The organism is Acidimicrobiales bacterium, from assembly GCA_040219085.1.
Lineage (GTDB): Bacteria > Actinomycetota > Acidimicrobiia > Acidimicrobiales > JAVJTC01 > JAVJTC01.
Genome location: JAVJTC010000003.1, coordinates 135515 through 142848 on the forward strand (window position 1 = coordinate 135515; position 7334 = coordinate 142848).

General features: G+C 68.7%; 10 protein-coding genes. 5 read left to right on the forward strand and 5 right to left on the reverse strand.

From position 1 onward, the window contains the following. The first annotated feature begins 69 nt into the window (after nt 1-69). From RIE08_01485 to RIE08_01500, 4 genes are all read left to right on the forward strand, one after another. Nucleotides 70-297 carry a hypothetical protein gene (locus RIE08_01485; GenBank protein MEQ8716258.1) on the forward strand — a complete coding sequence of 76 codons (228 nt, stop codon included), beginning with the start codon at nt 70-72 and terminating at the stop codon, nt 295-297. Between the two features lie 44 nt (nt 298-341). Continuing rightward, nucleotides 342-2048 (forward strand): phosphoenolpyruvate carboxykinase (ATP), encoded by a 1707-nt coding sequence (locus RIE08_01490; GenBank protein ID MEQ8716259.1) that lies wholly within the window; start codon nt 342-344, stop codon nt 2046-2048. A 156-nt stretch (nt 2049-2204) separates the two neighbouring features. After that, nucleotides 2205-2630, forward strand: coding sequence for an Hsp20/alpha crystallin family protein (locus tag RIE08_01495; protein ID MEQ8716260.1), 426 nt, complete (start codon nt 2205-2207; stop codon nt 2628-2630). A 136-nt stretch (nt 2631-2766) separates the two neighbouring features. Next, the gene (locus RIE08_01500; GenBank protein ID MEQ8716261.1) at nt 2767-3003 is read left to right on the forward strand and encodes an Lrp/AsnC ligand binding domain-containing protein; all 237 of its coding nucleotides are present in this window, start codon (nt 2767-2769) and stop codon (nt 3001-3003) included. Nucleotides 3004-3016: 13 nt separating this feature from the next. Here RIE08_01500 and RIE08_01505 read toward each other — a convergent pair whose 3' ends face one another. Genes RIE08_01505 through RIE08_01525 form a run of 5 tightly spaced genes read right to left on the reverse strand, consistent with a single transcriptional unit; the run spans nt 3017 to nt 6967 of the window. After that, nucleotides 3017-3400, reverse strand: coding sequence for a hypothetical protein (locus RIE08_01505; protein ID MEQ8716262.1), 384 nt, complete (start codon nt 3398-3400; stop codon nt 3017-3019). Between the two features lie 10 nt (nt 3401-3410). Next, entirely contained in the window at nt 3411-4214 is an 804-nt protein-coding gene (locus RIE08_01510; GenBank protein MEQ8716263.1) for a PIG-L family deacetylase, read from the reverse strand. Between the two features lie 8 nt (nt 4215-4222). Continuing rightward, a complete protein-coding gene (locus RIE08_01515; protein ID MEQ8716264.1) occupies nt 4223-5362 on the reverse strand; it encodes a CaiB/BaiF CoA-transferase family protein in 1140 nt (379 codons plus the stop codon). A gap of 19 nt (nt 5363-5381) precedes the next feature. Next, nucleotides 5382-6287, reverse strand: a complete 906-nt coding sequence (locus RIE08_01520; protein ID MEQ8716265.1) for an alpha/beta fold hydrolase — start codon at nt 6285-6287, stop codon at nt 5382-5384. Between the two features lie 11 nt (nt 6288-6298). After that, nucleotides 6299-6967: a PH domain-containing protein gene (locus tag RIE08_01525; protein MEQ8716266.1), complete on the reverse strand. Its 669-nt coding sequence runs from the start codon at nt 6965-6967 to the stop codon at nt 6299-6301. Between the two features lie 14 nt (nt 6968-6981). On the opposite strand from RIE08_01525, the gene RIE08_01530 reads away from it, so the two are divergent. Beyond that, nucleotides 6982-7334, forward strand: a 353-nt coding sequence (locus RIE08_01530; GenBank protein ID MEQ8716267.1) for a transposase, incomplete at its 3' end; no start/stop codon positions are given.

Here is a 7334-nt window from a genome sequence, read left to right on the forward strand (position 1 = left end):
CCGGCGGATTCCATCGCGTCCCTCCCGTCGGGATAGTGTCGAAGACCGAGCAGCCGGCGAGGAGCAGTTGTGCAGGGTGTGATCAAGTCCTACGACCCGACGACCCGCGACGGTGTCGTCATCGACGATCGTCGACTCGAGGAGCACGAGCTCGCGCCCGACGCCCTCGAGGGCTCGCTGTTCCGGATGCTCCGGCAGGGTCAGCGCGTGGTCTTCGACCTCGACGAGAGCGGGCGCGCCACCGCACTGCGTCTCGGCTCCGAGGTGGACATGGGCACGCCCGAGTTCCTTCAGTAGCCGTCCACACCCACCCCCGCCGACCAACGACGTTCGGAGGAAAGATGAATCCGCCATCCACGCCCGAGGCCTCCGCCCGGGTCCTCGCAGAGCTCCGCGAGAAGCTCGGGCTCGACACAGTCGACCTGCACCACGGGCTCAGCCAGAAGGAGCTCTTCGCGGCCGCCGTGGAAAACGACCGCGGGCGGATCGAGACCGGCGGCTCCGACGATGCGCAGAAGGCGTTCGCCACGAGCCTTGGCGACGACGGCCCGCTGGTCTTCTACACCGACCCGACCTGCACCGGGCGGCCCGTGAAGGACACCTTCGCGGTGGCGTGGCCGGAGTTCCGCGACGAGGTGTGGTGGAAGAAGGATTTCCAGCAGTTCGACCCGGAGGCCTACGAGGGCCTCCTCGCACGCGTCGTCGCCTACCTGAACGAGAAGAACGCCCGGCTGTACTCCACCGACGTGTTCTGCGGCTGGCAGCCGAAGTTCGCGATCCCCTACCGCTTCGTCGGCGAGTACGCCACCCACGCGCACTTCGCGAACATCATGTTCCCGAAGGACGTCCAGACCGACGGTGACCGCTCCGACACCGGTTGGACACTTCTCGACGTTCCCTCGTTCCACACCGATCCCGACCGGGACGGCACGCTGTCGAACCGCGCGGTCATCATCGACCTGAAGAACCGCATCGGGCTCGTGCTCGGCCGCGCCGACTACTCCGGCGTCGTGAAGAAGACCATGTTCACGGTGATGAACTACGTGCTTCCGTCAGCGGGGCAACTCACGATGCACTGTTCGGCCAATGTCGGCCGCGACGGCGATGTCGCGATCCTCTTCGGCCTGTCGGGAACCGGCAAGACGACGTTGTCGGCGGACCCCGACCGTCTGTTGATCGGCGACGACGAACACGTGTGGACCGACGACGGCATCTCGAACTTCGAGGACGGCTGCTACGCCAAGCTGATCGACCTCGACAAGGACGACGAGCCCGTGATCGCAGCGGCGCTCTCCCGGCCCGGCACCCACATCGAGAACGTGCCCCCGCTCCCGGACCGGCCCGTCACCGAGACGGACCCCCAGGAGTTCGACCTCACCGACGACTCCATCACCGAGAACACCCGCTTCGCCTACCCGCTGGCGTGCAACCCCAAGGTCGCCGAGGGCGCCCATGGTGGCCATCCCAGCACCATCGTGTTGTTGACGGCCGACGCATTCGGCGTGCTCCCTCCCATCTCACTGCTCAGCACCGAAGAGGTCCTCTACCACTTCGTCACGGGATTCACCTCGAAGCTCGCCGGCACCGAGGTCGGCGTCACCGAACCCCAGGCGACCTTCAGTTCCTGCTTCGGGGCGCCGTTCATGTCCCACCGACCCTCCGTGTACGCCCGGCTTCTCGCCGAACGCATGGAACAGCACAACGCCCGCTCGGTCCTGTTGAACACCGGCTGGTCCGGTGGGCGCTACGGCGTCGGCAGCCGGATGCCGCTGCGCTACACCCGCGCTCTTCTCGACGCTGCGCTCGAGGGCCGCTTCGACGATGCGGAGACGACGCGCACCTCCATCATGGGCATGACCATCCCGACGAGTTTCCCCGGTGACGAGGTCCCCGACGAGATCCTCGATCCCCGCAACACCTGGGCCGATGGCGCGGAATTCGATGCCGCCGCACGCGAGCTGCGCCAGATGTTCCGCGAGAACTACATCAAGGCGGGCTACGCGGAGCTGGGCATCGTCGACGTCCTGCCTCCCGACGACCCGATCTGAGCATCCGCACCACCGCGGTCCCCTCACCGTCCCCCGGCCCTGTGACCGGGAAGGGCGCCATCGCCGCGCCCGGGAATAGCCCGGTGTCCTGCGAGGTTGGCAGACATGAGTGCATCACACTCAGATCTATTGACCAGACAAAGGACAGGTAATCCGATGCTGTTCCGCAACTTCGATCCGCTGTTCCAGGAACTCGACCGCCTGAACGACCGCTCGTCGGCAGGCAGCGGGAGCCTCCCCTACGACGTCATCCGCTACGAGGACCGCGTCGAGCTGCTCTTCGACATGCCCGGCGTGTCCGCCGACGACATCGATCTCACCGTCGACGGCCGCGAACTCTCGCTTTCGTTCACCCGGGAGCGCCCGTCGGCCGACGGCGGCACGCTCGTCACCGCAGGCCGGCCCTACGGCACCATCCACCGGCGGCTCCACCTCGGCGACACGCTCGACGCCGACAAACTCGACGCCGCATACGACCTCGGGGTCCTCCGGGTGTCGATCCCCGTGGCCGAGTCCGCCAAGCCGCGCAAGGTCGCCATCGGCGCCGAGAACCCGGCGATCGAGACCACCGGCTCGAACTGACCCGTCGGGACCACGCCGACGCGGTCCGCCGTGCCGACATCCCTGCCCACGCGGTCCCGGGGTGGCGCGTGAACATTCACGCCCCGCCCCGGAACCGTCTACCCTCGGCCGTGTCCACGAGCAGGGGGATCACCAGATGTCGGTCAGCGCGTACGTCCTCATCCAGACAGAGATGGGGAGGGCCCCCGAGGTCGCCGGGGCCATCCGTGCGGTCGACGGCGTCGAGTTCGCCGACGTGATGACTGGACCTTACGACGTCCTGGCAAAGGCCAGCGCCGACACGATGGACGAACTCGGCCGCATGGTCGTGAGCCAGATCGAGATGACCTCCGGCATCACCCGGACACTCACCTGCCCGGTCGTGAACCTCTGACCGGAGCCCGGCTCTACAGGGTCGCCTCGGGGCCGATCAGCATCGCCCGGATCGCGAGACCGGCGATGAAGAGGCTCCCGCCGGCGTACAGCAGGTACCGGTGGCTCGCGAGTTGCTGGCGGTAGCTGTAGACGATGCCCACCGCCATCAGCGCCACGAAGCCGTAGAACATGTGGAACTCGGGCGCCTCGATGTCCTCACGGGCGACCACGGCGACACCGAGTCCGACCTGCACGAACAGCAGTACCTGCACCCCGGCTACGAACCACCACAGCGCCCGGCGACGAAGTGCCTCGATCCAGTGTGCTCCGAGGGCCCAGAAGCCGGCGGCGGCGTTGCCGACCACGACGGCCCAGGCGACGTTCTCGTGCCAGTCCAGCACCGCTGACGCGAACACGGGCCGCTTCTCAGCCCGGGAGGCCGTCGAAGAGGTCCCCGACGAAACCGTCCTCACGGGTCACGCCGGGGGCGACGAACCACTCCGTACCGAACGCGTCTGCGAAGGCGGCCGCCGGAAGGGTGAGGAAGAAGCTCGCCTCGTCGATCTGGGACGCGTGGGCCGCCATCGCCGCGCGCTTCGCTTCCAGGTGAGCGCGCACGTCGACGGCATGGGTGATGTCGTCCTCGGCCATGCCGAACGACGCCGAGTCGACGGTTTCGCGGGACTCGTCGTCGAAGCTCTCGCGGAAGTCCGGATTCGCCTCCATGCCGCGACGGAGGTGATCACGGTTCATCGTCGCCCAGAAGACCCGCTCGACCCCGGCGAGCTCCGCCGCGCGCGTACCCACCCTGTGCACCTGGATGTGATCGGGGTGGCCGTAGCCGCCGTGGTCGTCGTAGATCGTCAACACGTCGGCCCCCACGTCGCGCAGGATCACGGCGAGACGTTCGGCCGCTGTGGCCACATCCGCGGTCCAGAAGGACCCCTCCAGTTCGTTCGTGGGCTCCCCCATCATCCCGGAGTCCCGGTAGCCGAGCATCTCGACGCGGCCGACGCCGAGGATCTCCGCCGCGGCGAGGAGTTCGCCGTGTCTGCGCTCGGCGAGCGTCTCGCCCGCTTCGAGCAGGCCGGGAGCCACCTCCCCGTGGGAACCATCGGTCGCCACGACGAGCACGACGTCATGACCGTCCTCGGAGGCACGGATCATGGTGCCGCCCGTCGCGATCGACTCGTCGTCGGGGTGGGCGTGGAAACAGACCAGGGTCGCCATGCGATCTCCTAGCGGACGGCGCCGAGGTCGCGCAGGGCCGCCACCTCGTCGGCTGCGAACCCCCAGTCGGCGAGAGCCTCGTCGGTGTCACGGCCGGGATGAGGGGCCGGACGACGAACCGACGACGGCGTGCGGGAGAACCGCGGCGCCGGCCCGGGCTGGGTGATGCCGGCGACCTCGACGAAGGTGCCCCGCTCGACGTTGTGGGGATGGCGGGGCGCCTCGTCCCACGAGAGCACCGGGGCGAAGCACGCGTCGGTCCCCTCGAGCACCTCGCACCACTCGGCCCGGGTCCTCGTCGCGAAGACCTCGGCGAGGCGGTCCTTCATCTCGGGCCAGGTCGAGGGGTCGTTCTGGTCGGGCAGATCGGCTGCGTCGAGTCCGACGAGGCGGACGAGCTCCGCGCAGAACTGGGGCTCGATCGCGCCGACGGCCACGTGGCGACCGTCCGCGCACTCGTAGACCTCGTAGAACCACGCGCCCGTGTCGAGCAGGTTCGTCCCCGTGGGACCCCACTGGCCGTGACCGTGGAAGCCGTAGATCATCGTCGACAACAGCGCCGCCCCGTCGACCATCGCAGCGTCCACCACCTGCCCCTGACCCGAGGTGCGGGACTCGACCAGCGCGGCGACCACGCCGAACGCGAGCAGCATCCCACCGCCGCCGAAGTCCCCGACCAGGTTGAGGGGCGGGACCGGGGTCTCGCCCGCACGGCCTATACCGCCGAGCGCTCCCGACAGGGCGATGTAGTCGATGTCGTGGCCTGCGGCCGCCGCGTAGGGGCCGCTCTGACCCCAGCCGGTCATCCGGCCGTAGACGAGCGAAGGCCGGCGTTCCAGACAGACATCGGGCCCGATGCCGAGGCGTTCGGCCACACCGGGCCGGAATCCCTCGATGAAGACGTCGGCCCGGTCCACGAGACGGAGAACCGTCTCGACCCCCTCGGGCTTCTTGAGGTCCACGGCCACCGAGCGGCGGCTCCGGTTCAAGATGTCGTCGTGGGCGCCGGTCGGCGGCGGGTCCTGCGCGGCTGATGCACGGTCCACTCTCACGACGTCCGCGCCGGCGTCGGCCAGCATCATCGCGCAGAAGGGGCCGGGGCCGATTCCCGCGATCTCCACCACACGGACTCCGTCGAGAACACCCATGGACATCTCCAATCTCGTCCTATCTCGGACCCGGGGCGGCGACACGGGCGTGCTCGATGTTCGCGACCACGGCGTCGATGATGGTCGGCCAGTAGGCCTCGGGCATGTCGTGGCCCATTCCTTCGAGCACGACGTGGCGCGCCCCCGGGATGAGCGCCGCCGTGCGTTCACCACCCGAGGGGCCGACGAGCGTGTCACGGTCCCCGTGCAGGACGACCGTGGGCACGCCGATGCCCCGCAGGCCCGCGTCACGGGGCGGCGACACGAGGTAGGCGGCGGCCTGGCGGGCGTCCGCGTCGGCGTCGGCGGGGCGACGGTCCCAGCACTCGTCGAAGTAGTCACGCAGCGCTTCGGGATCGTGGTGCCCGGGACTCGACCACACCTCCCGCACGGCGATTCCCCGCTCGATCGACGCCTCCCGACCCTCCGGGGCCGGCTCCATGATCGCAGCGAGCGCCTCCGGTGTCGGCTGGCCGACCTCGGGCTCACCCGTCGACGACGACAGCGAGGCGAGCGACGCGACCACCCCGGGGTGCTCGATGGCCACGGACTGGGCGATCATCCCACCCAGCGACGTGCCGAACAGGTGCACCGGATCCGCCGACAGGTGCGAAATGAGGCCGGCGACGTCGGCTGCCATGTCCGAGAGGGTGTAAGGGACCGGGGCGTGGGGCTCACCGACGATCATGGCGTCCACGTCACGGCGCCCGAACCCGGAGTCGTCGAGATGGGTGGACAGGCCGACGTCGCGGTTGTCGAACCGCACCACCGACAGACCGTGGTCGGCCAGTGCGGCGCAGAACGGCAGCGGCCACGAGATCGCCTGGGTGTTCAGGCCGGCGACGAGGACGAGCAGCGGGTCATCCGCTTCCCCGAACCTCTCGTAGTGCAGTTCGATCTCGCCCACGCGTGCCGTGGCGGCCACGGCCGGGACGATCACATCCTGTCGAGGAGGTCGCGCTTCTTCGCCGCGAACTCCTCTTCGGTGATGATGCCGCGGGCCCGCAGTGAGTCGAGGCGCTCGATCTGTTCGGGAATCGTCTCCCGGGGGGCGCTCTCCCCCGCAGCCGCTGCGGTCCCGGCTTCGGCCGCGCCCGCAGCCATCGTCCGGCCGTAGGCCTCGAGGCGCCGCTGCTCGACGTCCTCCATGGCGCGGTAGATCTCCTGCTGTACGGAATTCGGTCGACGCACGTTCTCGAAGTTCTGCCGACCACCCTCACCCGCGGACTCGATCCCGAGATCCCCGGATCCGAGGATCCGCTCGAAGACGGACTGGTTGAAGAAGACGGTGTTGATGCGCTCCAGCGGGATCTCGATGCCGCGTTTGGAGACGATCCCGGAGCGGAAGATGACCCGTTCGGTCGTCACCACGAAGTTCATCCCGGCCCACCGCATGTAGCGCGCGACGAAGGCGCCGACCGCGACGAGAACCAGCAGCCCGACGATCCACTTGAGGGCGTCGGCCGCGTCGGCCGCCAACACCACGATCCCCAGGATCACGGCCCCCGCGAGCGCGGCCGAATGGGGGGCGATGTACCACCAGTGCGGACGGAGATCGAGAACGATCTCCTCGTTGCGGTTCAACAACTTCGTGGGGAAGGCCATCGTCGCCGAGCCTAATGCGGGTCGACCAGTGGTTCCGAGTTCTCGGGGGCGGGTCTGTCAGATCCACCGTTCATCTGACAGACCCTCCCCTCGAGGCCCGCCGGCGCCTCGTCGACTTCTACACCGCCTGCGATGACGCCGAGGTCCCCGAGCTCACCCGGCTCGCGAAGACGATCCGACGCTGGGAACGGCCCCTGCTGCGCTGGCACACCACCGGGTTGACTAACGCCGCCACTGAAGGCCGGAACCTGATCATCAAGAACATCAAGCGGCTCGGCTTCGGGTTCCGCAACTTCGAGAACTATCGCCTCCGACTCCTGTTGCGCTGCGGGACCACATGGCAGACTCGCAGCGCACCATCAATACG